This is a genomic window from Nocardia sp. NPDC058518, assembly GCF_042719655.1.
Classification (GTDB): domain Bacteria; phylum Actinomycetota; class Actinomycetes; order Mycobacteriales; family Mycobacteriaceae; genus Nocardia.
Window position 1 is genome coordinate 98,043 of the sequence record NZ_JBHXNJ010000021.1, and the last position, 23,028, is coordinate 121,070.

Here is a 23,028-nt window from a genome sequence, read left to right on the forward strand (position 1 = left end):
CACTCGTCTACCGCTCGAATTACTTCTTGCGTTCCTTCTTCTCGCGCACGCGCACCGAGATGCGCACCGGCGAACCGTCGAAGCCGAACTCCTCACGCAGACGGCGCTCCAGGAAGCGGCGGTAGCCTGCCTCGAGGAACCCGGTGGTGAACAGCACGAACGTCGGCGGGCGAGTACTCGCCTGGGTGGCGAACATGACGCGGGGCTGACGGCCGCCACGCATCGGCGGCGGGGTGGCCGCGATGACTTCCTTGAGCCAGGTGTTGAGGCGGCCGGTGGAGATGCGCTTGTCCCAGGACTCGAGCGCGGTTTCCATCTGCGGCACCAGCTTCGCCACGGCGCGGCCGGTGTGGGCGGAGATGTTGACCCGCTGCGCCCACGGCACCCGCACCAGATCGCGATCGATCTCGCGCTCGAGCATGTAGCGGCGGTCCTCGTCGACCAGGTCCCACTTGTTGAACGCCAGCACCAGCGCACGACCGGATTCGGCGACCAGGCTGATCACGCGCAGGTCCTGCTCGGTGATCGGCACCGAGGCGTCGATCAGCATGATCGCGACCTCGGAAGCCTCCAGCGCCGACTTCGTGCGCAGCGACGCGTAGAACTCGGTGCCGGTGGCATTGGAGACCTTGCGGCGCAGACCGGCGGTGTCGACGAACTTCCACGTCTTGCCACCCAGCTCGACCAGCGAGTCGACCGGGTCGACGGTGGTGCCCGCGACATCGTGGACCACCGAACGCTCGTCGCCTGCCAGCTTGTTGAGCAGGCTGGACTTGCCGACGTTCGGCTTGCCGACCAGTGCCACGCGACGCGGTCCCGCGACAGCGGTGCCTTCACGCGGGGTCTCGGGCAACGCGCCGAGCACGTCGTCGAGCAGGTCACCGGTGCCGCGACCGTGCGCGGCCGAGACCATGCGCGGCTCGCCCAGACCCAGCGACCACAGTGAAGCTGCCTCGAGTTCGACCTTCTGATCGTCGACCTTGTTGGCCACCAGGATCACCGGGATCTTGGAGCGACGCAGCTTGCGTACCGCGGCCTCGTCGGTCGTGGTCGCGCCGACCGTGGCGTCGACGACGAGCAGGATCGCGTCGGCGGTCTCCATCGCGACCTCGGCCTGGCGAGCGACGTGCTGCTGCAGACCCTTGGCGTCGGGTTCCCACCCGCCGGTGTCCTGCACCATGAAGCGGCGCCCGGCCCAGTTGGCCTCGTACGAAATGCGGTCACGGGTCACACCGGGAACGTCTTCGACAACCGCTTCGCGTCGGCCGAGGATGCGGTTGACCAGGGTCGACTTGCCCACATTGGGGCGCCCGACCACGGCCAGCGTCGGCATCGCGATGTGCTGTTCGCCGTCACCGTCCCCATCGATATCGAGGACTTCCCATTCGGACTCGTCGGTCCAGGTTCCGTCGCCTACGAGAATCTCTTCGATCATCGCGGACCTCCTGTCGTGGCCGAAAGCTGCTGAGCCACCACGCGATACAGCTCCTCGATGGTCTGCGCCATCGTCAGGTCACTGGTGTCGACGAGCACCGCGTCGGCGGCGGGGCGCAACGGCGACACTGTGCGGGTGGAGTCGAGGGTGTCGCGGCGCTGCACGTCGGCCAGCACGGCCGCGTAATCGTCGCCGCGGCCCTCGCGGATGTTCTGAGCATTGCGCCGCTCGGCGCGTGCCTCCGCGGAGGCGGTGAGATAGATCTTGGCGTCGGCGCCGGTGAGCACGACGGTGCCGATATCGCGGCCTTCGACCACGATGCGTCCCGACATCGCCGCGATCTCACGCTGCAGGGCGACGAGCTGCTCGCGCACCTGCGCCACCGCGGAAACCGCGGAGACGGCCTTGGTGACGGCGTCGCCGCGGATCTCGTCCGAGACGTCTTCGCCGTCGAGTTCGATCACCTCGTGGCTGGGATCGGTGCCGATGGAAAGCGGCAGTGCCGCAACGGCTTCCGCGATCGCGACCGCATCCGCCAGCTCGACACCAGAGCGCAGCACGCGCAGCGTCGCGACCCGGTACATGGCACCGGTGTCGAGGTAGCGGGCGCCGAGGCGCGCCGCCAGACGACGCGACACGCTGGACTTGCCGGTGCCGGAGGGGCCGTCCATCGCGACGACGAGCGTCGCGTCACCGGTCATCCGGTCGCCGGCGAACTCCAAGGGAAAGTCCACACCGTTCACAGCTGCACCGCCTCGTAGAGTTTGCCGATCTCGTCGCGGCCGAGCACCCGCAGCGTGCCGGGACGCTGGTCACCCAGTGCCACCGGGCCGAGGTGGGTACGTACCAGCCGGATCACCGGGTGGCCGACCTCGTCGAGGAGCCTACGCACGATGTGCTTGCGGCCCTCGTGCAGCACGAGCTTCACCAGTGACCGGCCCTGGTAGGCCTCGAGCACCATGAACTTGTCGACCTTGGCCGGCCCGTCCTCGAGCTCGACGCCTTCGCGCAGGCGCTTACCGACCAAGCGGTAGTTCACTTCGCCGTCGACGGTGGCCAAGTAGGTCTTGGGAACCTCGAACGAGGGGTGCATCAGTCGATGCGCCATCTCGCCGTCATTGGTGACCAGCAGCAGGCCCTCGGTGTCGGCATCGAGACGGCCGACGTGGAACAGGCGCTGACCAGCGGCGATCCGCTCGGCGATGATATCGCCGACGCAGGGGCGCCCCAGATCGTCGGACATGGTGGACTGCCAGCCCCTCGGCTTGTTCAGCACCAGGTGCACCAGTTCGTCGCGCACCACGACACGGGTGCCGTCGACGCGCACCACCGCGTTCTCGGCGTCGATGCGCAGACCCTGCTCACGCACGATCTTGCCGTCGACCTCGACGCGACCGGCGGCGATCATCTCCTCGGCGGCGCGACGCGAAGCCACACCCGCCTTGGCGAGGACCTTCTGCAGGCGTTCGCCTTCGCCCCACGGGAGCTTCTTGGGGCCCTCGGTGACGTCGGCGTGCTGGTGACGCGCGGGCTTGGCGTTGTTCAGGATCGTCGGAGCGACGACCTTCTTCTGCGGCTTCGCGGTCTTCTTGCGAGCCGCGAAGGCTTGGGTGCCTGCCGAAGCGCCGCTGCGCTGACCAGCCGTACCACCACGCTGTCCACGGTCGGCGTCACCACGCGGGTAACCGCCACCGGTGGAAGCACCGGTGCTGCGACGGTCGTCACGCTGGTAACCACCGGCAGACGGGCCACGACGGTCGCCACCGGCCGGGGCGCTACGTCGATCATCACGCTGGTAGCCACCGGGCGAACTGCCGCGACGGTCACCACCGGCGGAGCCGCCACGACGATCGTCACGCTGGTAGCCACCGGTGGAGGTGCCACGGCGACCGCCGGACTCCGCGTCACGCTGGGAACTACCGGCGGACCTGGCAGCTGTCTGATTGCCGCGCTGGAAGCCACCCGCGCCGGTGCCGCGGCGGCTCGGTGCCGCTGCGCGGGAGCCACCCTGCCCGGTGCGCGTACCCTCGCCACGGTTACCCGCGGTTCGGTTCGCGCCACTTCGGGGCTGGTCGCTGCGATTTCTTCGATCCGGTGTGCCATCTCGGCGAGCGGAATTATTCATCTGTCCTGTCAATCGTCGGTGCCGAGATCCATGTCGGACTCGGCGGGTTTCTTCAGCCTGGTGAACCGCGGATCGGTTTCCAGGCTCTCGCTGATCTCGTCGATCAGATCGACGCCGGGAAGCAGCGGCGCCAGCAGTGGCAGGTCGCCGAGCGAGGCGAGCCCGATCCGTTCGAGGAACAACTCGGTGGTGCGGTACAACGTGCCGTTGGTTTCGGGGTCCTGACCCGCTTCCGCGATCAAGCCTCTGGCCAGCAGCGTGCGCATCACTCCGTCGACGTTCACTCCTCGGACCGCGCTGACCCGCATGCGGGTCACCGGCTGGCGGTAGGCGACTACCGCCAAGGTTTCCAAGGCGGCCCGGGTCAGCTTTGTCCGGGCCCCGTCGAGCAGTACCCGCTCGACATAGGGCGCGTACTCCTGTCGAGTATAGAAGCGCCATCCGTCACCGACGAAACGCAGGTCGATGCCGCTACCGCGCGCGGACAGTTCGGCCGCCATCGCGCGCAGCACGGTTTCGACGCGCTCGGTGGTGTCGTCCAGGGCCGCTGCCAGCTGTTCTGTCGGCGCCGGAGCGTCGACGACCAGCAACATCGCCTCGAGCGCCGAGCGCAATTCGAGGTCGTCGAGTGGCTCAGAGGTGAATTCCACCACTGCCTCTGTCATGCTGCGCCTTCCTGGATGATCGAGGGCCCTACGTGGTCACGCTCCGCTACCGCCTCCGGGCCTGACCCGATCATCCGTAGTCCTCCTCGAAAGTCAACGCGGCTGCCTCGGCGTCCGGGTCGAGCTCGCCGAGCCAGCTGACGGCAAGGGGCCCGAGCGGATCAGGTTGGTCGAAGGCGATGGTCTTACCCCGGTACAACTCCAGCAACGCCAGAAACCTCGCCACGATTTCCACCGGGACTGTGCAGTCGACCACCAATTCGGCGAACGTCGTCCACCCACCGGGCCCGCGTTCCTTCAGCAGCGCCAGCACCAGCTCGGCCTGTTCGGCGACCGAGATGGTGTGCATGTGCAGATGCCCGAGCCCGACTTCGGCGATCGGGCGTGGTCGAAAGGCCGCCGCCGCGATCTCGGCGAACGCGGCGATATCCACCCCGAGGGTGACCTCTGGCAGCAGCCCTTCGAACTGCTCCTCGAGCGCCACCGAGCGCGGATACCGGCGCAGCGCCGCGGCTTCCAGCTCGGCGAGCAGCTCGGCGACCTGCTTGAACGCGCGGTATTGCAGCAGTCGCGCGAACAGCAGGTCGCGAGCGTCGAGGAGTTCGAGGTCGTCGGCGTCGGTCATCTCGCCCGACGGCAGCAGCCGTGCGGCCTTGAGGTCGAGCAAAGTGGCGGCCACGACGAGGAATTCGGTGGTCTGATCGAGAATCTTGTCCGCGCGCAGCTTGGTGTTCTCGGCCAGCTCGGCGGTCAATGCCTTGGTGTAGGCGATGAATTCGTCGGTGACCTGATGCAGCGCGACCTCGGTGACATCGAGTTTGCGCGAGCTGATCAACGTCAGCAGCAGATCGAACGGCCCCTCGAAATTGGTGAGCCGCAAGTGGAAACCGGGTTTCTCCGCGGCCGGCACCGCGTCTTCGGGTACTGCTTGCACCGCAGGTGTAGCTCCGATCACCGGCCAGACCGGTGGATGACTTCACGTGCCATCGCTCGATACGACTCGGCGCCGCCCGATTTCGGCGACCAGGTGGTGATCGGCTCACCGGCGACGCTGGCATCGGGGAAGCGCACGGTGCGCGAGATGGCGGTGTCGTAGACCAGATCACCGAACACCTCGACCACGCGCGACATCACCTGACGCGAATGCAGCAGGCGCGCATCGAACATGGTGACCACGATGCCGTAGAGGCTCAGCCGCGGGTTGAGCCGGTCGCGCACCTTCTCGACGGTGTCGTTGAGCAGGGCGAGGCCGCGCAGCGAGAAGTACTCGCATTCCATCGGAATGATCACGCCGTCGGAGCAGGCCAGCGCGTTGACCGTGAGCAGGCCGAGCGAGGGCTGGCAGTCGATGAGGATGTAGTCGTAGCGATCACGCACATCGTGGAGGGCGCGGCCGAGCGACTGTTCGCGGCCGACCTCGTTGACCAGCTGGATCTCGGCCGCTGACAGGTCGATGTTGCTGGGTAACAGGTCCATGCCGTCGACCTTGGTGGTCTGCAGCACGTCGTCGACCTTGGCCTTACCGCCGATCAGCAAGTCGTGCACGGTGAGTTCGAGATCGTGGTGTGCCACACCGAGCCCGGCCGAGAGCGCACCCTGCGGATCGAGGTCGACGAGCAGCACCCGGCGGCCGTATTCGGCCAATGCCGCACCGAGATTGATGGTCGAGGTGGTTTTTCCGACCCCGCCCTTCTGATTGCACATGGCGACGACGAGTGCGTCGCCATGGCGCTGGACCTGGGGTGGATCGGGTACCAGTCGCAGCGGGCGGCCTGTCGGGCCCATCTCGACGGCCTCGGCGACCTCTTCCGGTCCACCGTCCCACGGTGTTTCCGCTGTCGTCACGATCCGCTGCTCCTTATACGTTTTCCTTGCCGGTAACCCCTGTCGAGGGTAGCGAGGCCGATACGGGACCGGCTCGCTTTCGTACGGTCCAACTCTGGGTAGACGCTACCGCTCGGACCGGTGAGGTACGGCATGGCAACGCCGGGCGTGTTCGCACGATACCTGCTCAGCACGTACCGGTGGGTACGGTTCACGTGGCACGCGGATGGGCGGTGGCCCATACTTCGCGCAGGGTGCTCACCGTGACGAGGGTGTAGATCTGGGTAGTGGTCACCGAAGCGTGGCCGAGCAGTTCCTGCACCACCCGCACATCGGCGCCACCGTCGAGCAGGTGGGTGGCGAAGGAGTGACGCAGGGTGTGCGGTGAGACCGTCGCGCCGATCCCGGCGCGTTCGGCGGCGGTCTGCAATACCTGCCAGGCGCTCTGCCGTGACAGTCTGCCGCCGCGGGCGTTGAGGAAAAGCGCTCCGCCGGAACCTTTTCCGCTCGCGGCGAGGGTGGGACGACCACGCACCAGATACGCCTCGACGGATGCGAGCGCCGGGCGTCCGATCGGGACGAGGCGCTGTTTTCCGCCCTTGCCGTGCAGCACCACACAGCGTTGTTCGGCATCGATGTCGTCGACATCGAGGCCGACCATTTCCGAGATCCGCGCGCCCGTGGAATAGAGCAGTTCCAGCAGTGCCCGGTCGCGCAGTCCGCGCGGTCCCCCTTCGGAGCCGTCCGGTTCGCCGCCCACCGACTCGAGAAGTCGCAGAACCTGGTCGTAGGGCAGCGCTTTGGGTAACCGCCGACCCGGCGCGGGTGGTTTCACCGCGTGCGCCACATCGGTGTCGGTCATGCCCTCGGCGGCGGCGAACCGGTGCAGTCCGCGAACCGCGATCAACGCCCTGGCCACTGAACCGGCGGCCAGCGCGGGATGATCGGCGCCGCCGGAACGCAACGCCATGGTGAATTCGGCGACGTCACCCTGGGCCACCGCGCCCAAGCTTTCGACCCCGCGACCGGCGAGGAAATTCCGGTAGCGGGCCAGATCACGACGGTAGGCACCGAGGGTGTTGCGCGCGGCTCCGCGCTCGACCGCCAAGTGGTCGAGGTAGGCGGCTATCTCCCGCTCGAGCACGCCCCCGCCCCGTCTAGTCCCCGCCGACCGCTGCGGTCGTCACGCCTGGGCAGCCTTGCGCCGCAGGAAGGTCGTCGGCTGACCGGGCCACGGCGCGTCGGCGGCGCGCATCGGTACCCCGCTCGCCCGCGCCGCGGCATAGGCGAGCACGCCGGCGACCGCGGTCGCGTTCACGATCTCCCCCGCCAGCGCAGCGCGCACCGCCTCGTCGAGAGGCATCCGCACCAGTTCCAGATCCGCTTCCTCGTGCTCGGGATCGGGCCGGTCGGTGGCGCTGAGACCGGTCGCGAAGAACACCCGGAGCGCCTCGTCGGTGAAGCCCGGCGACAACGCCACATCCACCAGCACCGACCACTGCGCGGCGGCGAGGCCCGTCTCCTCGGCCAGCTCGCGCTTGGCCGCGGTGAGCGGGTCCTCACCTTCGATATCGAGCAGCCCGGCCGGCAGTTCCAGCAGCCGGGTACCGATCGGATGCCGATACTGGCGGATCAGCACCACATTGCCGTCGTCGTCGAGCGCGAGCACCGCGACAGCACCGTGATGCTCGATGACCTCACGCTCGGCGACGCGCCCGTCCGGCATCCTGACCTGATCCTGGCGCAGGGCCAGGATCGCGCCGCTGTAGAGCACCCGGCTCGACACCGTCTCGAAGTCGTGACTACCGGGCTCGCTCATGCGTTCCAATCGCCGATGTTCCTAAGCGTCCGCGGCCTGCTCCGCGAGCTCTTCCTCCGGGAAGTCTACGGGAAGGCGTTCGGCCAGTTTATATTTCAACGCGGCGTTGATCAGCGCCGCGAACAGCGGATGCGGCCGGGTGGGACGGCTCTTGAGCTCCGGATGCGCCTGGGTGGCGACGAAGAACGGATGCACCGAAGCCGGGTATTCGACGAACTCCACCAGGTGCCCGTCGGGCGAGGTGCCGGAGAAAACCAGCCCGCTCTTGGCGATGGCGTCGCGGTAGGAGTTGTTCACCTCGAACCGGTGCCGGTGCCGCTCGGACACGTTCTCGGTGCCGTACGCCTGCGCGACAACCGAGCCCTTCTTCAAGGTGGCGGGGTAGGCGCCCAGACGCATGGTGCCGCCGAGGTCGGCTTCACCGGCGACGACGTCTTCCTGATCGGCCATGGTCGAGATCACCGGGTTCTTGGTGTCGGGCTCGAATTCCGCCGAGTTCGCGTCGGAGATACCGACCGAACGCGCCGCCTCGATGACCACACACTGCAGACCGAGGCACAGGCCGAGCAGCGGGATACCGCGATGCCGGGCATAGCCGATCGCGCCGAGCTTGCCCTCGATGCCGCGAATGCCGAATCCACCGGGGATCAGCACGGCGTCGACATCACGCAGAGCCGCGATGGCACCGGCTTCGGTTTCGCACTCGTCCGACGGCACCCAGCGGATGTTCACCTTGGCGCGATGCGCGAAACCACCCGCACGCAGCGCCTCGGTCACCGACAGGTAGGCATCGGGCAGATCGACGTACTTGCCGACCAGCGCCACCTCGACGGTCTCGCGCGGGGAATGCACGCGATCGAGCAGATCGCCCCACACCGCCCAATCCACATCGCGGAACGGCAGCCCGAGCTTGCGCACCACATAGGCATCGAGGCCCTCGCTGTGCAGCACCTTCGGGATGTCGTAGATCGACGGCGCGTCCGGCGTGGAAATGCACGCCTCCACATCGACGTCGCACATCAGCGCGATCTTGTTCTTGAGACCCTGCGGCACCTCACGGTCGCAACGCAGGATCAGCGCGTCGGGCTGGATACCGATATTGCGCAGCGCGGCCACCGAATGCTGCGTCGGCTTGGTCTTGAGCTCACCCGAAGGCGCCAGGTACGGCACCAGCGACACATGCAGGAAGAACACGTTGTCGCGACCCACATCGTGACGGATCTGGCGGGCCGCCTCGAGGAACGGCTGCGACTCGATGTCACCGACGGTGCCACCGATCTCGGTGATCACCACATCCGGCACATGCCCCTCGAGATCAGGACCCTGCATCGCCAGGATGCGATTCTTGATCTCGTCGGTGATATGCGGAATGACCTGCACCGTATCGCCCAGATACTCACCGCGACGTTCCTTGGCGATCACCGTCGAATAGATCTGGCCCGTGGTCACGTTCGCGTCCATCGTGAGATCGCGATCGAGGAAACGTTCGTAATGACCCACGTCCAGGTCGGTCTCGGCGCCGTCTTCGGTGACGAACACCTCGCCGTGCTGGAACGGGTTCATGGTGCCCGGATCGACATTGAGATACGGGTCGAGCTTCTGCATCGTCACCCGCATGCCGCGCGCGGTCAGGAGCTGACCGAGGCTGGAGGCGGTGAGACCCTTACCCAATGAGGAGGCGACGCCACCGCTCACGAAGATGTGCTTGGTGGCATTCTTAGCCTGATTCCGTTGATGACCCACGGACCACCACTGTACCGCCTCCCCGGATCTTTAAGCGCAACCGAGGTGCGTAAACGGCCGCGTCGGCCGCTGGCAGTTGGTCGGCGGCGGGGTTTGCTCGTACCCGGGGAGTTACCCATGTTCTTGCGTGATCAGTTGTTACGTCGGTAGGCGAGTCGCGGGAACTTGCCTTGGGAAGGTGGTGAGGTTCTCATTCAGCGGGGCATGGCTACGAGAGTCAGCGAGGTCGCTGTTGGGCCTGTTCCGTAGCGGCCTGCGCCGCCTGTGAGTTGTTCTGTCAGGGCGAGTGTTGTTGTTACTCGGCCTATTTCGCGGTCTGCGTTGTCGACTGTGGTGACTGTTGTCGCCAGGGGGGCCTGGGCTCTTACGTTGGCGATGGCGGCGTTGTTCTCGGCGGCGCCTGCGCGGCCTGCGAGGACTGTTCCCGCGGCTCTTGCTCGGAGGGCGCCGGTGAAGCGGGCGATAGTCGCGCCCTGGCCGGTGTCGGGTTCGACACCGTTGCCGGTGATGACTACGGCTAGTTGGGCAGGTCTCGTCGGGGGGTCGGTGTAGGTGAGGAAGTCGCCGCCTCGGAGGGTTTCGAGGATGAGGGACAGTTCCTGGGGGGTGCTGCGGGGGTGGTTGGTTGTGGGGTCTTGGAGCAGGGCAACGCCGAGGAGGTCGCCTGCGAGGCTGCCCTGGTCTACGGCTCCGGTGTTCAGTTGGGCGCCCGCGGGGACGATGTTGGTCATGGCGGAGCGCATGCGGTCGCCCTCCCCCGCATCGACGAAGGACTCGGTGAGGGCGATGCGGCCGGTCACGGTGGCGCCTGCTGTTTGCAGGGACTGGCTCACGCCGTCGATGTCGGCGGGGTCGGCGTCGGGGGTGGTGAGGACGACGACGGTGCGGTCGGCCAGGGTGCCGTTCAGGATTCGGGCCGCCGAGCCCGCGATGAAACGGTCGGCGGCGTCGAGGCGGGCGGTGAGCTGGTCGTTCTGGGCGGTCAGTGCGTCTACCTGGGTGTTCAGGTCGGTCTTGTCCGAGCGCAGGCCCACGAGCATGTCGCCGGCGAGGGTGTGCGAACCGAGCACCACCCCGACCGCCAGCGCGAGGAAGATCGCCGCGATCGAGATGGCGTGTTGACGCAGCGAGATCACAGCAGACCACGCACCCACAGGACGAAGCTGTTCCAGTATTCGATCGCCCAGTCCAGCACCTCGGAGCCGTTGCGCGAGGCCAAGATCACCACCACGATCGCCACGAGCGCGGCCAGCACCACCAGCGCCAGCGCGGCACCGGCGGAACGGTGGCGATACAGCGTCGACACCGCGTTCGCGTCCACCAGTTTCGCGCCGACCTTCAACCGGGTCAGGAAGGTGGCCGGGTTGCTGTCGCGACGGCCACGGTCGAAGAAATCCTCGAGCGACGCGGGCGCGCCTGCCAGCACGATGAGCGACGCGCCGTGATGATCAGCGAGCATCAGCGCCAGGTCAGTCGGCGAACCCGAGGACGGGAACGTGGTGGCACCGATGCCGAGATCCTGAATCCGCTCCAGCCCCTTCGCGTGGCCGTCGGTGTCGGCGGGCAGGATCATCTCGGCGCCGGATTTCAGTGTCTCCGTGCTGATTTCGTCGGGATCGCCGACGATCAGGTCGGGCGTGTACTTGAGCTTGCGCAACGTGTCGGCGCCGCTGCCGACGCCGATCAGGATCGGCGCGTACTCCTTGATGAACGGCTTGAGCCGCTGCAATTCCGCGAGATGGCCGGAGCCGTCGGCGATCACGACCACATGCCGGTTGCGCATGTTCAGCTCGATATCGGGCACCCCGACACCGTCGATCAGCAGCGCGCTCTCGGTGCGCACGAATTCGGTGGTGTTGCCCGCGAACGCGTCGAGGTGGTCGGCAAGGCCGATGCGCGCCTCGATCATCCGGTCGGCGATCGCCGACTCGTCGAATTCGATGCCCTCGACCAGGACCTCGGGTTCCTTCTTGGTCAGCTTGTCGGCGTAGACGATGCCGCCGTCGATACGCACCTTGGCGCCGTCCTTGATCCTGCCGAACGCATCGGAGGACACCGTGTCCATCAGCACGATCCCATTGGCCACCAGCACTTCCGGTCCCAGATTGGGATACCGCCCGGAAATCGACGGGGAGGTGTTGATCACCGCAAGCACCCCCGCCTCGACCAGCCGGTCGGCGGTGTGGCGGTCCAGGTCGGTCTGGTCGAGAACGACCACATCCCCCGGCCCGACCCGCCGCAGCAATCGGCCGGTATCGCGATCCACCCGGGCGATCCCGGCGACACCGGGCAGCGTTTCCGTGTTCCGTGACAACAACGCCGGCATCTTCATGAGGCCGATGATGAAGCCAAACCCTCAACCTTTGGTGGAGGCGCGCCGAACCACCGCTCGCATTCGTCACTGTGACCGATCGACGCCACCGCTACCGCAGTTCAGGGACCTGAGACCACGGTCGCCGGTCCTGGTCGGCCTTCGGCGTCCACAGCTCGATCAACGCCCCGATCACGACGCTCGCCCGGAGAGGAGCGGTTGAGCGCTACCGGCCATTGAGCGCAATCTGCACCAGGAGTTCGAGCTGGTCTGTGATGCGATCAAGGGGTTGGGTGCTGCGTTGCGCGCGACACATCACCACGCTTCCTTCGACGGCGGCGATGATCAAGGTGGCGGTGCGTTCCGCGTCGGGCCGCTCGGCACCGTGTGCGCACAACGACATCGCGAGCAGTTCGGCCCACTTCACGAAGGCCGCCGCTGCCGCTTCGCGAGGAGCCCCCTCGGCATCCGGCGAGTCTTCGATCGAGACTGCGAGGACCGGACAGCCCGCATGGAAGTCAGTGTCCACCACGATCTTCCGCCACATGTGAAGAAAGGCGCGCAGCCCGTTTACGGGACCATTGCCGAGCTCACGCTCCAGTATCGACGCGGTGAGGTCGCCCGCGTAGGTGACCGCCTCGGTGGCCAGTTGCGTTTTGCCGCCGGGGAAGTAGTGATAGGTCGACCCTAACGGCGCGCCCGCGTGTTTCGCTAGATCACGCACGCTCGTAGCACCGAGGCCGCGGCGACGGATCAGGTCGGCGGCACCCACCACCAGCTTCTGGCGCGAATCCGGAGAATCCACTGGTTTGCTCGGCACGCTCACCTCCCTGGCTATAACAACCGTCATATAGTAGCGTTCCATAATTATAACGAGCGTCATAAGGCGTTCGACCCCGCCCGAAGGAGCGCATCATGCCGATGATTCATCTGACCAGCCCCGCCGGGGCGCTGGCCGCCGAGGCGCGCGCCGAGTTGATGAAGTCGCTGCCCGCGGCGCTGCTGAAATGGGAAGGCGCGCCCGACAACGCGTTCTTCCGCGCACAGGCTTGGTGCCACATCGAAGAGGCCGCCGACGCCGGCTTCGCGGCACTCGAAGACGAGCTCGCCCGGTTCCTGGTGAAAGTGACAGTTCCGGCGGGTGGACTCTCGGAGCGCCGCAAAGCCGGACTCGTCAAGGAGGTCACCGACCTGATCCTCGCCGCGGCAGGCCTCACCGAAGCTGATGCCCTGCGCGTGTGGGTGCTCGTCCACGACCAGCCGGAGGGCACCTGGGGCGCCGCGGGCACCATAGTGAAGTTCCAGGAACTCGCCGCACTCGCGCAGGGGCGGCGCGCGGATGCGTGAGCTGCAGTTCATCCGCACCGGACACCTGGAGTGGCGGGAACGCCCGACCCCGGTGCTCCAGGATTCGCGCGACGCGCTGGTGCGTCCATTTGTCGCTGGGCGCTGCGACGGCGACACGATGCCGATCCACCGCCACGTCTCGCGGGCAATGCAACTCGGCCTGCGAACCGGACTGATCGATCCGGCCGTAGCGAGTATTTGCGGGCCGGTCCCGTTCCAGGGGCCGTTCGCCATCGGGCATGAGTGCGTCGCCGAGGTGATCGAGGTCGGCGCCGACATCACCACGCTGCGCCGTGGTGATGTGGTCGTGGTCCCGTGGGCAGTGTCGTGCGGCGACTGCCGCGAATGCCTCAGGGGGCTCACCGCGAAGTGCACCACCACCCGCACCTCGACGCTGGCGGCCTTCGGGTTCGGACCGGCGAGCGGTTCCTGGGGCGGCATGGTTGCCGACCTGCTGCGCATCCCGTTCGCTGACCACATGCTCGTGCCGGTTCCCGCCGGCGTCGACCCCGTCCGGGTAGCGGCAGCCAGCGACAACCTCGCCGACGCCTGGCGTTGCGTCGTCCCGCCGCTGCGGCACCGCCCGGGAGGCAAGGTCCTCGTCCTCGGCGGTGCCGCACAGAGCATCGGATTGTATGCGGCAGGTCTCGCGGTCCGGCACGGAGCGGAGGTCGTCGACTATGTCGACCACCGGCCCGAACGACTCGCAATCGCCGAAAAGCTCGGCGCCCGAGCACATGCTGCGGCTTCGAAGCGCCGTCTGCGGCACTCCGATATCCCGCGCGGCGACTACGACATCGCCGTGGAGGGCACATCTACGGCCACCGGTGTCGATCTCGCCCTGCGCTCGCTTGCTCCGGGCGGGTTCTGCCAGCCCGTCGGCTACTACCTACCGCCGGGCACCAAGGTTCCACTCATGCACATGTACGCCAACGACGCCACCTTGAAGATCGGCGTCTCCAACGTACGACCGGTCCTGCCCGAACTCCTGGATTTCCTTGCGCGACAAGACTTCCCAGCCGAGCTGGTCACCACTCTCACCGCCGACTGGGAGGACGCACCCCAGGCCTACACAGCCCACACCACCAAACTGGTCCTGCGCCGTGACCCTGTCCACACCGCCGAAACGAATCAGGGATAGGACGCACTGAGAGCGGCGGCCGCGGGATCGCGGTCGCGCTGACCGGTCGGCGATCCGCGAGGTCGAACGCACACGAAACCGGCCGAACACCTAGGACAGCAGGTGTCGCGGTGCGCCACAACGACTTCTGACGGGTCACCGCATCCACAACACCCAGTACCGCTGGTTCGTCGACACCACGGCGGCCAGATCGGAACGATCGCGGCAACTACCCGTATGCTGCGGGTCACAGATATCTCGGACAGGAGACACATTCATGGCACGCAGCACCGTCGAGACGGTTTTCGACGCACCTCGCGACATCGTCTACCGCCTCTTCACCGAGCGTGAGAGCGTCAGCCCGTACCTGCCGGTCCAGGTCAAGCTCGTCAAAGCGGGCGATCCGGCCACCGGCGTCGGCGCCCAGCACCTGCTCGGCTTCGGCAAGGCAGGCGTCACCGAGGAGATCACCGCGCTGGTCCCCGGCGAGCGGATGGAATACAAGATCGTCAAGGGCGCGCCGGTCAAACGCCATGTCGGCATCGTCACCTTCGCCGATACCAGCGAGGGCGGTACCCGCGTGGTGTATTCGATGGAGTCCGAGCCGTCGCTGCCCGTACCCGCGCCGGTGCTCGAGTTCGGCCTGCGTCAGCTGACCAACCAGCTCATCGGCGGCGTGCGCAAAGCCCTGCGCTGATCGAAGCCGGCGTCGCCAGCCGTTTCGGCAGGCGACGCCGTTGCTCTTCAGGCAGGCAACCGCTCGGCCCTGGCGGTTTCGAGTAGTTCTTCCGCGTGCGCACGGCCGGTCTCGGTGTCGTCCAGACCCGCGAGCATGCGTGCCAGTTCCACCACTCGTTCGTCGTCGGTCAGCGTGCGAACGCCGCTGTCCACCTTGCCTTTTCCATCGTCGGACTTGTTCACCACCAGGTGGGTGTCGGCGAAAGCCGCCACCTGGGGCAGGTGGGTCACGACGATGACCTGGTGGGTGCGGGCCAGGCGCGCCAGGCGCTTGCCGATCTCCACCGCGGCCCGGCCACCGACACCGGCGTCGACCTCGTCGAACACCATGGTCGCGCCGTGATCGGAACCGGCGAGCACCACCTCGAGCGCGAGCATCACCCGCGAGAGTTCACCGCCGGAAGCGCTCTTGCTCAACGGCAGCGACTGCGCGCCGGAATGCGCGGAGAGCCGGAATTCCACCTCGTCGCAGCCGTTGGACCCGGCGTGTAGCTGCACCCCGCCGATCTCGAGCGGCGCCGAATCCTGGGCACTGGCCGGTAGCGGACGGACTTGGACTTCCAAACGCGCCTTGCCCATCGCCAGCCCACCGAGCTCGGTGCTCACCGCGCTCGCCAGCTTGCCCGCCGACTTGGCGCGCGCGGCACTGAGTTTGCGCGCCGCCTCGCGCACCTTGCCCGCGGCGGTCTCGACCTCACCCGCCAGCTTGGCCAGCGCGTCCTCGGACACGTCGAGCGAGTCCAGGCGTGAGCGCGACTCGTCGGCCCACGCGATCACGCCGTCGATATCGGACGCGTATTTGCGGGTCAGGGATTTGAGCTCGGCCTGACGGTTGAGCATCGAGTCCAGTGCGCTGGGATCGGACGGCAATTCCGACAGATAGCTGCTGAGTTCGGTGGCCACGTCGACCACCACCGCGATCGCCTCGCCCAGACGTGGAGCCAGCGCCGCCAGCGCCGGGTCGTCGGCGGAATCCAGGCGGGCGCGGGCACCACCGAGCAGATCGAGCACGCCACCGCCGTCAGCCGGTGCGTCGGTCGGACCCGACAGCGACTCGTGCGCGGCGACGCCCGCCTCGCGCAGCGAATCGAGATCGCTGAGCCTGCGGATCTCGGCGACAAGGTGGGTGTCCTCACCGGGTTCGGGCGCGATGCCGTCGATTTCGGTGAGCGAATACTTCAGCCGATCGGCCTCGAGCGCCAATTCCCTGCTGCGCGCGGTGCGTTCGAGTAGTTCGGTGCGCGCGTCCAGCCAGGACCGGCGGTGCACCTGGTACTTGCGCAGCAGTCCGGCGACGCCGTCGCCGGCGAACTGGTCGAGTGCCGAGAGTTGCTGTTCGGGCCGCTGCAACCGCAACTGGTCGTTCTGGCCGTGCACGGTCAGCAGCCGGGAGGTGAACTCGCCGAGTACCGCGGCGGGCACCCCGCGCCCACCGAGGTGCGCGCGCGAGCGCCCGTCGCTGTTGACGGTGCGGACCGCGATCACACTGCCGTCCTCGTCGGCCTCGGCGCCCGCCGATTCCAGCACCTCTCCGACCGCCGCGCGCGCCGCCTCGTTCACGTCATCGACGACGAAACGGCCCTCCACCACGGCTTTCGCCGCGCCGAGGCGTACTCGTCCCGCGTCAGCGCGCGCACCACTGAGCAGGTGCAGGCTGGTGACGACCATGGTCTTGCCCGCACCGGTCTCACCGGTGAGCACGGTCAGACCCGCGTGGAACTGTGCGGTGGCCGTCGAGATGACACCGAGTCCGTCAATCCTGATCTCTGTCAGCATCAGTGCTCTTCCGTTCGCTGTCTGCCCCGCCAGCCGGTGACCGGCAGCTGGAACTTGCGCACCATCCTGTCGGCGAAGGGCGCCGAATCGAGCCGCACCCACCGCACCGGACGTTCGCCGCGTACCACTTCGGCACGCCCGCCACGCGGCAACGCGAGGGTGCGCCTGCCGTCGAGGAACACGATCGCATCATGCCCGGTCGCCACGGTTTCCACCGCGATGAGCGATTCCGGGCTGGTCACCAGTGGCCGCGCGAACAACGCGTGCGCGTTGCTCGGGATCACCAGCATCGCCTCGAGTTCGGGCCACACCACCGGCCCGCCCGCCGAGAACGCGTAGGCGGTCGACCCGGTGGGGGTCGAGATGAGGATGCCGTCGCAGCCGAACGCCGAGACCGGCCGCCCGTCCACCTCGAGCACCACTTCCAGCACACCCATCCGCTGCGCGTTCTCGAGGCTGGCCTCGTTGAGCGCCCAGCCACGTTCGACGATCGTGTCGTCGACGCGCACGGTGACGTCGATGGTCATCCGGTTTTCCACCTGGTAGTCGCGATCGACCACCTGCGAGAGTGCCTCGTCGAGGTTCTCGGCCTCGGCTTCGGTGAGAAAGCCGATGCGGCCCAGGTTGATTCCGAGCACCGGCACGCCCGCGGGTCTGCCGAGTTCGGCCGCGCGCAGGAAGGTGCCGTCACCGCCGAGGGCGAGCACCATCTCGCAGCCCCGCGCAGCGGACGGGCTGTGCGGCACCACGCGCACCGGATATCCGGCTTCGTCTTCGAACCGGGTGCTGTCGGCCTCGTCGGCCAGCACCCGCAGGCAGATGCCCGCTTCGGCGAAGATCTTCGCCACCCGGTGCGCGGTCTCGATGATCTCCGCGCGGCCGGGATGGGCGACGAGCAGGATCTCCCTGCCGCCGGCGTGCGTACTCACTGCGGACCCTCCTCGACAGCGTGCGCGACCAGCGCCCGCACCTGTTCGGCGTCGTGGTCGAACGGGCCGACCTTGCGCAGCCACAGGAAGTACTCGACATTGCCCGACGGACCGGGCAGCGGACTGGCGACCACACCCAGGGTGCGCAATCCGAGCGCGGCCGCGGCGTTCGCCACATCGCACACCACCTCGGTACGCAACGCCGGGTCACGCACCACCCCACCCGAGCCGACGCGATCCTTGCCTACCTCGAACTGTGGTTTCACCATCGGCAGCAGATCAGCACCGTCGGCCGCGCAGGCAGCCAGGGCAGGCAGGACCAGCCCGAGCGAAATGAACGACAGGTCACCGACGACGATTTCGACTGTGCCACTGATGGATTCGGCGGTGATGTTGCGCACGTTGGTACGGTCGAACACCCGAACCCGGTCGTCGTTCTGCAGTCGCCAGATCAGCTGGCCGTAGCCGACGTCGACCGCGACCACTTCCCGCGCGCCCTTGTTGAGCAGCACGTCGGTGAACCCGCCGGTCGACGCGCCCGCGTCCAGGCACCGCTTACCCGCGATGCCGAGCCCCTCGGGTTCGAACGCCTCGAGTGCGCCGAGCAGTTTGTGCGCACCACGCGAGGCCCACGACACCTCGTCGGGTTCTTCCCGCACGATCAGCGGGGTTCCCGTCTCCACGGCCGTCGCCGGCTTCACGGCGACGGTTCCGGCAATCAGGACGCGGCCCGCACTGATCAGTTCGACCGCGTGTTCTCGCGATCGCGCCAATCCGCGGCGAACCAGTTCGGCGTCCACGCGCGCTCTCCTGGCCACCTCAGATCTTGTCCACTGTCGCCAGCGCGTCCACCAGTACCTCGTGCGCCTGCTCGAGAATGCGGGCACGGCGGGTGATGTCGGCGCCGGTCTCGGTGTTCTCCGCCGGGCTCACGGCGGGACGCGGGCCGAGTTCGGCGAGCAGTGCATCGACGTCGGCCTTGATCCTGCCCGGATCTGCCGGTTCCTGCGCCGGGGCGCCGGGCAGGTGTGCGCCCGGCACGGGAATCCCGGGCCGGGGTGGCTGTGACGCGCCGTTCGGCGGTGAACTCGCAGTACTCATCGTGGCGTCAACGCTATCGGATTTCCGAATCGACCGCGCGCACCCGTACCGCCCGGCCTGGATACTGTCGCAACAGGTCCGCGATGTCCGCAGGCGCGGCGGGCTCGGCCACGACGGCGTCGTTGAGGGCGTCGAGGGTGGCGGCGATGTAGGTAGGGATCCGGGCCGCTGGTGCGCTGATCACCTCGTCGAGTGTGCTGACTCCGGTCAGCACCAGCAGCGAGTCGAGGCCGAGGCCGTTGGCTCCCTCGATATCGGTGTCGAGACGGTCACCGACAACGAGGGCGCGGCGCGTGCCCGCTCGCTCGATCGCGTTTTCCATCAGCGGCGCGTAGGGCTTGCCCGCTACGAGCGGCTCACGATCGGAGGCGGTGGCCAGGGCAGCGACCATCGAGCCGTTGCCAGGGGCGAGGCCACGCTCGTTGGGCAGGGTGCGGTCGGTATTGGCGGCGATCCACAGCGCGTCGGCACGTAGGGCATAGGCGGCTTCGGCGAGGTCGGGCCACGCGGTTGCCGGCGAGTGGCCTTGCACGACCGCCGCCGGTGGGGTGTCGCCGAACCGGCGGATGGGATCGAGGCCGACGGCCTTCACCTCCGCGGCCAGATCGTCGGTTCCGACGACGAGCACCCTGTCACCGGGGCTCAGACGTTCGGCCAGCATGCGGGCGGCGGCTTGCGCACTGGTCACCACATCAGCTGTGGTGGCCGGGTAGCCGAGCTCGTCCAGGTGGTGTGCCACGGCACCGGGGCCGCGCGCGGCGTTGTTGGTGACATAGACCAAACGTTGGGCCGAATCACCGTTCGGTGCAAGCGCTTTGGGAGCACCCTCGATGACCTCGGGTCCGCGGTACAGCGTTCCGTCCAGGTCGAGCAGCAAAGCGTCGTATTGATCGCGTAGCCGGTCCATCCACCCTCACTCCGTCGTCACTGCCGGGTCGAGCACATCCGCGACCCTAGGCGAAGGCACCGACAGCTTCGGTTCTCCTCGGCTGTCGAATAGCATTCGCACCCTTCATGATCGGGCATGGGGCGAGCGTTCGGGCGCGGTGTGCCCGGTTCCACGTCCGCGGCCAGCGCGTCGCGAGCAGGATCGCCGACGCCGGCACACCGCCCCGGCATACAGAAGGCCGCAGGCGGGGAACTTTTCGGGAGTTCCTCGCCTGCGGCCCTGTGCTGCTTTCTACTGCGCGTCGCCGGTGAGCTCGGTTGCCCGTTCCTCGGCGTCGGTTTCGTCGTCGAGGTCGGCGGCCGCGGCGTTGAGGAACCACTGCAGGCCGTCATCGGTCCGGCCTGCCGCCACCAGCGCGTCGGCGTAGGCGTAGAACAGGCGCGCGGCGGCGGAACCGGTGCGGGACGGATCCAGATCGGAAGCCTGCAGCGTCACCACGGCCTGGTCGAACTGACCCAGATCCATCCTGGCGCCCGCGACCACCATGCGCAGCTCGGCTGCTTCGTCACCGGTGAGCGTCTGCGCTTCCTCGCTGCGACCGAGCTCGATGGCCCGTTCCGGCCTGCCGAGACCGCGCTCGCAGTCAGCCATCACCGCGAGGAGCCCTGCACCACCCGACATGCGTCGTGCGGTCCGCAGCTCCGACAGCGCCTCGGCCCACTCCTCGGCGTGGTAGGCCACCACACCGGCGGTCTCACGCACCACCGCGATGCGGCCCGCACGCTGCCGCGCGGCCCGAGCATGTGCCAGCGCGAGGCGCGGGTCGTCTTCGAGCAGCTCGACGGCCATCACCATGTGCCGGGCCACCGAATCGGCGTTGTTCTTGTCCAGACTCAGCAGATCGCGGCGCACGGCCGGATCCAGATCAGAGGCCTGCACGTCCTCGGGCAGATCGGGCTCCTCTGGACGAGCCGCACGGCGATCATCCGGCCGACCACCCGTCGTACGAGCACCTTCACCACCACGTCGGCGATCATCGCCGAAGTCACCCGACCGCGCCCCACCGGACTCCGAGCCGCCACGCGAACGGTCGTCACGGTCCGAACGGGCACCACGATCCGCGAATCCACGGCGCTCGCCACGCGGACTTTCGTCCCGATCCGAATCACCCGGCGCGCGGTCGCTGTCGGACTCGTCACGAGGAAGATCCTCGCGATCCGCGCCACGGGGACGCTCGTCGTCGGCTGTATCCGCGTCGGCTACCGGAGCCGCGCTGGGCTCATCGCGTTCGGTGCCCGCATCCTCGGACTGCTCAGTGGACGCTTCCGGCTTCTCGGTCGCTGCTGCGGTGATGTTGTCCGACGGACCGGCCGTGCTGTCATCGATGGTCGACTCGTCGATGTCGGGAGCAGCCGCTGCCGAGACGACGCCGAGCACATCACTTTCGCGCTCAGTACGCTTCTCACGGTAGGTGCCGTTGAGCGGCTTGCCGTCCTCGCCGACGAACCGCCCCTGACCGCCACCGGCGCGGGTATCACGCTTGAATCCGCCGCGACCACGATCGTCGTCCCGTCGGGGCCCGCGATCGTTGTCGTCGCGACGCGGGTAGCCACCCTTGTTGCTGTCGTCACGACGCGGGTAACCACCCTTGTCGTCGCGCTTGGGGTAACCGCCACGATCCGAACCACCGCGCGAGCGATCGTCGCTGTCATTGCGACGGAAGCCGCCACGGTCACTCCCGCGATCGGCACTGCCGCGCGAACGGTCGTCGCCTTCACCGCGACGGAACCCTCCGCCCGAACCACCACGGGGACGATCGTCATTGCTGCCGCGGTATCCACCGCGATCGCCGCCGCGGTCGAAACCACCGGACGGACGGTCACTGCCACGGTCGTCACGCTTGAATCCACCACGGTCGCTCGAGCCGCCACGACCGGCATCGTCGCGGCGCTGGTAGCCGCCACGGTCGCCACTGTCGCTGCGCTTGAATCCACCGCGATCGTTGTCGTCACGCTTGGGGTAGCCGCCACGACCAGCGTCATCGCGCTTGGGGTAGCCGCCCTTGTTGCTGTCGTCGCGGCGCTGGTAACCACCGCGATCGGAAGAGCCGCCACGATCCGAACCACCACGGGGGCGGTCGTCGTTGCTGCCGCGGAATCCACCACGGTCGCCGCCGCGGTCGAAACCACCGGACGGACGGTCACTGCCACGGTCGTCACGCTTGAATCCACCACGGTCACCGGAACCACCGCGACCGGCGTCATCGCGGCGCTGATAACCGCCACGGTCGCCACTGTCGCTGCGCTTGAATCCACCGCGATCGTTGTCATCACGCTTCTGGTAGCCGCCACGATCGTTGTCGTCGCGCCGCGGGTAACCGCCGCGACCGGCATCGTCACGCTTGGGGTAGCCGCCCTTGTTGCTGTCGTCGCGGCGCTGGTAGCCACCGCGATCGGAGGAGCCGCCATGATCCGAACCACCACGGGGGCGGTCGTCGTTGCTGCCGCGGTATCCACCACGGTCGCCGCCGCGGTCGAAACCACCGCGACCGGAGGAGCCACTGCGACCGGCGTCATCGCGGCGCTGATAACCGCCACGGTCGCCACTGTCACTGCGCTTGAATCCGCCACGGTCGCCGCCGCTGCTGCCACGATCGTCGCGGTTGTATCCGCCACGCTGGCCCTCGGGACGACCGGAGCCGCGACTGTCGTCATTGCGACGGAATCCACCCCGATCGGAGCTGCCACGATCGGAACCACCACGCCCGGCGCTGCTTCCTCGGCCGGCGTCGTCACGGCGGAATCCGCCGCCTTCGCCACGGCCCGAGCCGCGATTGTCACCGTGTCCGCCGCGGGGGCGATCGGTCGGTTCGCCTCGCCGGCCGAAACCGGGGGCGTCTCCGTCCCGGCGGAAAGGCTTCCGTCCGTCGTTGTGTTCCGACACGGCGATCCCTCTCTAGGTTCCCCGGCCTCCGGGGAGTGTTGTCATGGCCCCGCCACTAAGAATTCAACCACGGACGAAGGACGGGGCATCGTCCGCCTGGCGTACCGAACCCGTATCGAGTCCACAAACGCCGATAGGGGACCCAAATAAGGGTCCCCTATCGCGAAGGATGTTCCGGCAGTGTCCTACTCTCCCACACCCTGTCGAGTGCAGTACCATCGGCGCAGGTGGCCTTAGCTTCCGGGTTCGGAATGGGACCGGGC

At 67.8% G+C, this 23,028-nt stretch carries 20 protein-coding genes, 1 rRNA gene and 1 pseudogene; 3 read left to right on the plus strand and 19 right to left on the minus strand.

Annotated features, from left to right (window positions below):
* Nucleotides 1-19: 19 nt before the first annotated feature.
* From der to ACFWPX_RS29530, 12 genes are all read right to left on the minus strand, one after another.
* Complete coding sequence (gene der, locus ACFWPX_RS29475; protein WP_378930864.1) at nt 20-1,435, minus strand: ribosome biogenesis GTPase Der; 1,416 nt, start codon at nt 1,433-1,435, stop codon at nt 20-22.
* Nucleotides 1,432-2,136 carry a (d)CMP kinase gene (gene cmk, locus ACFWPX_RS29480; RefSeq protein WP_378917328.1) on the minus strand — a complete coding sequence of 235 codons (705 nt, stop codon included), beginning with the start codon at nt 2,134-2,136 and terminating at the stop codon, nt 1,432-1,434. Before cmk ends, der begins: the two co-directional genes overlap by 4 nt.
* Nucleotides 2,137-2,174: 38 nt before the next feature.
* Nucleotides 2,175-3,560, minus strand: a complete 1,386-nt coding sequence (locus tag ACFWPX_RS29485; protein ID WP_378930866.1) for a pseudouridine synthase — start codon at nt 3,558-3,560, stop codon at nt 2,175-2,177.
* An 8-nt stretch (nt 3,561-3,568) separates the two neighbouring features.
* Nucleotides 3,569-4,225, minus strand: coding sequence for an SMC-Scp complex subunit ScpB (scpB, locus tag ACFWPX_RS29490; protein ID WP_378917293.1), 657 nt, complete (start codon nt 4,223-4,225; stop codon nt 3,569-3,571).
* 70 nt (nt 4,226-4,295) lie between these two features.
* A complete protein-coding gene (locus ACFWPX_RS29495) occupies nt 4,296-5,180 on the minus strand; it encodes a segregation and condensation protein A (RefSeq protein WP_378917295.1) in 885 nt (294 codons plus the stop codon).
* Nucleotides 5,177-6,010, minus strand: coding sequence for a ParA family protein (locus ACFWPX_RS29500; protein ID WP_378917330.1), 834 nt, complete (start codon nt 6,008-6,010; stop codon nt 5,177-5,179). The genes ACFWPX_RS29495 and ACFWPX_RS29500 overlap by 4 nt, the downstream gene beginning before the upstream one ends.
* Before the next feature lie 250 nt (nt 6,011-6,260).
* On the minus strand, nt 6,261-7,193 hold the full coding sequence (gene xerD / locus ACFWPX_RS29505) for a site-specific tyrosine recombinase XerD (protein WP_378930868.1): 933 nt from the start codon (nt 7,191-7,193) through the stop codon (nt 6,261-6,263).
* A gap of 39 nt (nt 7,194-7,232) precedes the next feature.
* Nucleotides 7,233-7,868: an NUDIX domain-containing protein gene (locus ACFWPX_RS29510; RefSeq protein WP_378917299.1), complete on the minus strand. Its 636-nt coding sequence runs from the start codon at nt 7,866-7,868 to the stop codon at nt 7,233-7,235.
* 21 nt (nt 7,869-7,889) lie between these two features.
* Nucleotides 7,890-9,611 carry a CTP synthase gene (locus ACFWPX_RS29515; protein ID WP_378917301.1) on the minus strand — a complete coding sequence of 574 codons (1,722 nt, stop codon included), beginning with the start codon at nt 9,609-9,611 and terminating at the stop codon, nt 7,890-7,892.
* A gap of 194 nt (nt 9,612-9,805) precedes the next feature.
* The gene (locus ACFWPX_RS29520) at nt 9,806-10,747 is read right to left on the minus strand and encodes a copper transporter (protein WP_378930896.1); all 942 of its coding nucleotides are present in this window, start codon (nt 10,745-10,747) and stop codon (nt 9,806-9,808) included.
* Entirely contained in the window at nt 10,744-11,943 is a 1,200-nt protein-coding gene (steA, locus tag ACFWPX_RS29525) for a putative cytokinetic ring protein SteA (RefSeq protein ID WP_378917303.1), read from the minus strand. The genes ACFWPX_RS29520 and steA overlap by 4 nt, the downstream gene beginning before the upstream one ends.
* Before the next feature lie 205 nt (nt 11,944-12,148).
* On the minus strand, nt 12,149-12,787 hold the full coding sequence (locus tag ACFWPX_RS29530; protein WP_378930870.1) for a TetR/AcrR family transcriptional regulator: 639 nt from the start codon (nt 12,785-12,787) through the stop codon (nt 12,149-12,151).
* A gap of 50 nt (nt 12,788-12,837) precedes the next feature.
* Here ACFWPX_RS29530 and ACFWPX_RS29535 point away from each other — a divergent pair, with 50 nt between their 5' ends.
* The 3 genes from ACFWPX_RS29535 to ACFWPX_RS29545 all read left to right on the plus strand — a co-directional run bounded on the left by ACFWPX_RS29535 (nt 12,838) and on the right by ACFWPX_RS29545 (nt 15,086).
* Nucleotides 12,838-13,269: a 4-oxalocrotonate tautomerase family protein gene (locus ACFWPX_RS29535; RefSeq protein WP_378930871.1), complete on the plus strand. Its 432-nt coding sequence runs from the start codon at nt 12,838-12,840 to the stop codon at nt 13,267-13,269.
* Nucleotides 13,262-14,410 carry a zinc-binding dehydrogenase gene (locus tag ACFWPX_RS29540; RefSeq protein WP_378930873.1) on the plus strand — a complete coding sequence of 383 codons (1,149 nt, stop codon included), beginning with the start codon at nt 13,262-13,264 and terminating at the stop codon, nt 14,408-14,410. Before ACFWPX_RS29535 ends, ACFWPX_RS29540 begins: the two co-directional genes overlap by 8 nt.
* A gap of 256 nt (nt 14,411-14,666) precedes the next feature.
* Nucleotides 14,667-15,086: an SRPBCC family protein gene (locus ACFWPX_RS29545; RefSeq protein ID WP_378930875.1), complete on the plus strand. Its 420-nt coding sequence runs from the start codon at nt 14,667-14,669 to the stop codon at nt 15,084-15,086.
* Nucleotides 15,087-15,133: 47 nt separating this feature from the next.
* On the opposite strand, the gene recN is transcribed toward ACFWPX_RS29545, so the two are convergent.
* From recN to rrf, 7 genes and pseudogenes are all read right to left on the minus strand, one after another.
* Nucleotides 15,134-16,903, minus strand: coding sequence for a DNA repair protein RecN (gene recN, locus ACFWPX_RS29550; RefSeq protein ID WP_378930877.1), 1,770 nt, complete (start codon nt 16,901-16,903; stop codon nt 15,134-15,136).
* Nucleotides 16,903-17,832, minus strand: coding sequence for an NAD kinase (locus tag ACFWPX_RS29555; protein ID WP_378930879.1), 930 nt, complete (start codon nt 17,830-17,832; stop codon nt 16,903-16,905). The genes recN and ACFWPX_RS29555 overlap by 1 nt, the downstream gene beginning before the upstream one ends.
* On the minus strand, nt 17,829-18,650 hold the full coding sequence (locus tag ACFWPX_RS29560) for a TlyA family RNA methyltransferase (protein WP_378930881.1): 822 nt from the start codon (nt 18,648-18,650) through the stop codon (nt 17,829-17,831). Before ACFWPX_RS29560 ends, ACFWPX_RS29555 begins: the two co-directional genes overlap by 4 nt.
* Before the next feature lies 1 nt (nt 18,651).
* Nucleotides 18,652-18,933, minus strand: coding sequence for a hypothetical protein (locus ACFWPX_RS29565; protein ID WP_378930883.1), 282 nt, complete (start codon nt 18,931-18,933; stop codon nt 18,652-18,654).
* 13 nt (nt 18,934-18,946) lie between these two features.
* Nucleotides 18,947-19,840, minus strand: coding sequence for an HAD-IIA family hydrolase (locus tag ACFWPX_RS29570; RefSeq protein WP_378930885.1), 894 nt, complete (start codon nt 19,838-19,840; stop codon nt 18,947-18,949).
* Between the two features lie 273 nt (nt 19,841-20,113).
* Nucleotides 20,114-21,013: pseudogene (locus ACFWPX_RS29575) on the minus strand (hypothetical protein); the annotation flags it as partial.
* 1,924 nt (nt 21,014-22,937) lie between these two features.
* A 5S ribosomal RNA gene (gene rrf / locus ACFWPX_RS29580) occupies nt 22,938-23,028 on the minus strand; the annotation flags it as partial.